The 2,461-nt window shown below is 74.9% G+C and carries 1 protein-coding gene; it reads left to right on the top strand.

The features are described from left to right. Nucleotides 1-1,156: 1,156 nt before the first annotated feature. A partial coding sequence (locus ACTUAL_RS03005; protein WP_440899185.1) for an ATP-binding protein occupies nucleotides 1,157-2,461 on the top strand: 1,305 nt, incomplete at its 3' end.

The following is a 2,461-nucleotide window of genomic DNA, read 5'->3' as shown; positions in this document are numbered from 1 at the left end:
GTGGCGGCGGTGTGGCCAGTGGTGGGAGCGCTGGCATCGGCGAGGGCGCGGCTGGGTGCCGGGGGCTGGGGGCCGGTCAGGGGCCGGCTGCCGATCGGGGTGTGGTCGGGTGCGGGAGCAGCGGCGCGGGTGGGCCTGCCGGTGGTGGCGGGCGAGCGGTCGGTGGTGGGGGTGGGGTGGGTGTTCGGGTCGGGTGGGGTGCGCGGGTCTTCTGGTCTTTGCGGTGTGGTTCGCGGCGTCGTTCGCCGTCCCGGTTCGCCCGGTTCCGCCCTCAGCACCTCGGCCCCCTCCCCCGGCGCCCCCGCGCCCGTGTCCGCACCCGTCTCCGCGCCCGCGCCCGGCTGGTCGTCGCGTGGTTCCCGCGAGCGGTCGGAACGGGTGGCCGACGGTTCGGGGAACTGGTGCGCCCGATCGTTCGGCGCGCCATCCGCGCCATCCGCTCCGGGCTCGGTCCGGGGTGCGGAAGGCCCCCCGCAATGGGGGTGGGGGCGCGGTCCGGTGAAGTGCCGACCACGGTTAGCCAGGTGGTCTGGTGACATCGACCGGTTGTGCTCCACTGCGTCCTCTTGCACGTCCTCGGGCACCGCTCGGCGATCCCGGAACCGCGTCCCCGAACTCTGGCGGAAAAACGACATCGAACAAAGCGGTCGCGGCTTGGGCACGCCGTTGTGCGCAAACCGCGGACCCGCTCCGGAACGTTGTTCCGGCGTTGCGCTCCGACCCCCGCTCGCGCGGGGTGCGGGGCGACGGGCGCCCCGCCCTTCCCACCGGTGTGCGACCGGGCTGGCACGACCCCAGGCGACCATCACGGGCAGTGACCGGCGCTCGGTCCGGCGCACACCCCTCGTTCCCCGTTCGGTCGAGTCGCTCCCCACGCGGTCATCCCGGTCCGCGGACCTTTCAGCCCCGCTGAGAAGACCCCCAGGACTCCTCAGCGGTGAATGGCCCGCACCGGCTTCGGCTGTCTCCGGGTAAACCACCGCACCCGGCCCCGCCGCACTTCCGGTCGGCGTCGGCGCAACGCCTGGGAGCACCCTGGCACCCCCGGTCGTTAAGGTGGAACGGGCGGGCCGCCGAAGGCGGGCAAAAGCCCTGTTCACACCGCGATCCGGTTTTTCCGGACCGGAAACCGGCACCGGGGGAGGGCGCTCAGCGGATGGTGGGGAACGGTCACGGTTCGGGTCCGCGCACCGCTTTCGCCGAACGCTTCGCGCTGCTCTACGCCGAGGCGGGCGACCCCCCGCTCAAGCGCGTGACCGCCTCGGTGGCCAGGTCGCGCCGGGTCGACGAGCCGGGCCGACCGGTCAAGGTGACCGCGCAGCGGGTGAGCGACTGGCGCCGGGGGCGCAACGTCCCGGCCCGGTTCTCGGCACTCTCGGTAGTGCTGGAGGTGCTCATCGGTGAAGCCCGCAAGCAGCGGCCGACCCCGCCGATCCCCGAGCTGCACGACCTGGGGGCGTGGCGCGAGCTGTGGGAGCAGGCCCTCGCCAGCCCCGTCGCGGCCGTCGAGAGCGCGCCCGCGGAAATGCCCGAGGAAAGCGGCGTGTGCCCCTACCGGGGATTGGCCGCTTTCCAGCCCGAGGATTCCTCCTGGTTCTTCGGCCGGGAGCGCAGCACGGCCGCCCTCGTCGCCCGGCTGGACAATTCCACGGAATACGGCGGAATCGTTGTCCTGGTCGGCGCCTCGGGCGCCGGGAAATCCTCGCTGGTGCGCGCCGGGCTCATTCCCTCCATTCGCGAGGGGGCGTTAGCCGACCCCGGCTCCGCGTCCTGGCCCTCGGCCGTCATGACACCGGGTGCGAACCCGCTCGCCGAATTGGTCGAGCGGGTTCCCGAGCTGGCCTCGGTCCTGCCCCCCGGCGGGCTCCCCGACGACCCGCCGACCGAGCGCGGCGCGGGCCCGAGGTCGCTGGGCGTGATCGACTTCGCGGAGCGGGTCAGGGCCGCCGTCGCCGAGCACGCGCGGGCGCGCGGCGGCGAGCGCCTGGTGCTGGTGGTCGACCAGTTCGAGGAGGCCTTCACCCTCTGCGGCGACGACGCGCAGGTCCAGCTGTTCGTCCAGGCGCTGGCGGCGGCCTGCACCCCGGAGCGGCCGGGCGGGCACGCGCCCGCGCTGGTCGTGCTGGGCGTGCGCGCCGACTTCTACGGGCGCTGCCTGGTGATCCCCGAACTGGCCGACGCGCTCCAGGAGCGGCAGATGGTCCTCGGCCCGATGACCACGGCCGAGCTGCGCGAGGCGGTGGCCAGGCCCGCGCGCGCGGCCGGCCTCCAACTGGAGGCCGGCCTGGTCGAGCTGATGCTGCGCGACCTGGGCGTGCGGGCCGGTCGGACGCCGGTGCGCGGCGCGCGGGGCGCGTACGACGCGGGCGCCCTGCCGCTGCTCTCGCACGCCCTGCTCGCCACCTGGCAGCGCAGGCAGGCGGGCAGGCTCACCACCGCGGGCTACCGGGCCGCGGGCGGC

It is taken from the genome of Actinosynnema sp., assembly GCF_052038725.1.
The sequence above is the reverse complement of the archived record's forward strand: the minus strand, read 5'-3'. Positions and strand labels throughout refer to the sequence as shown.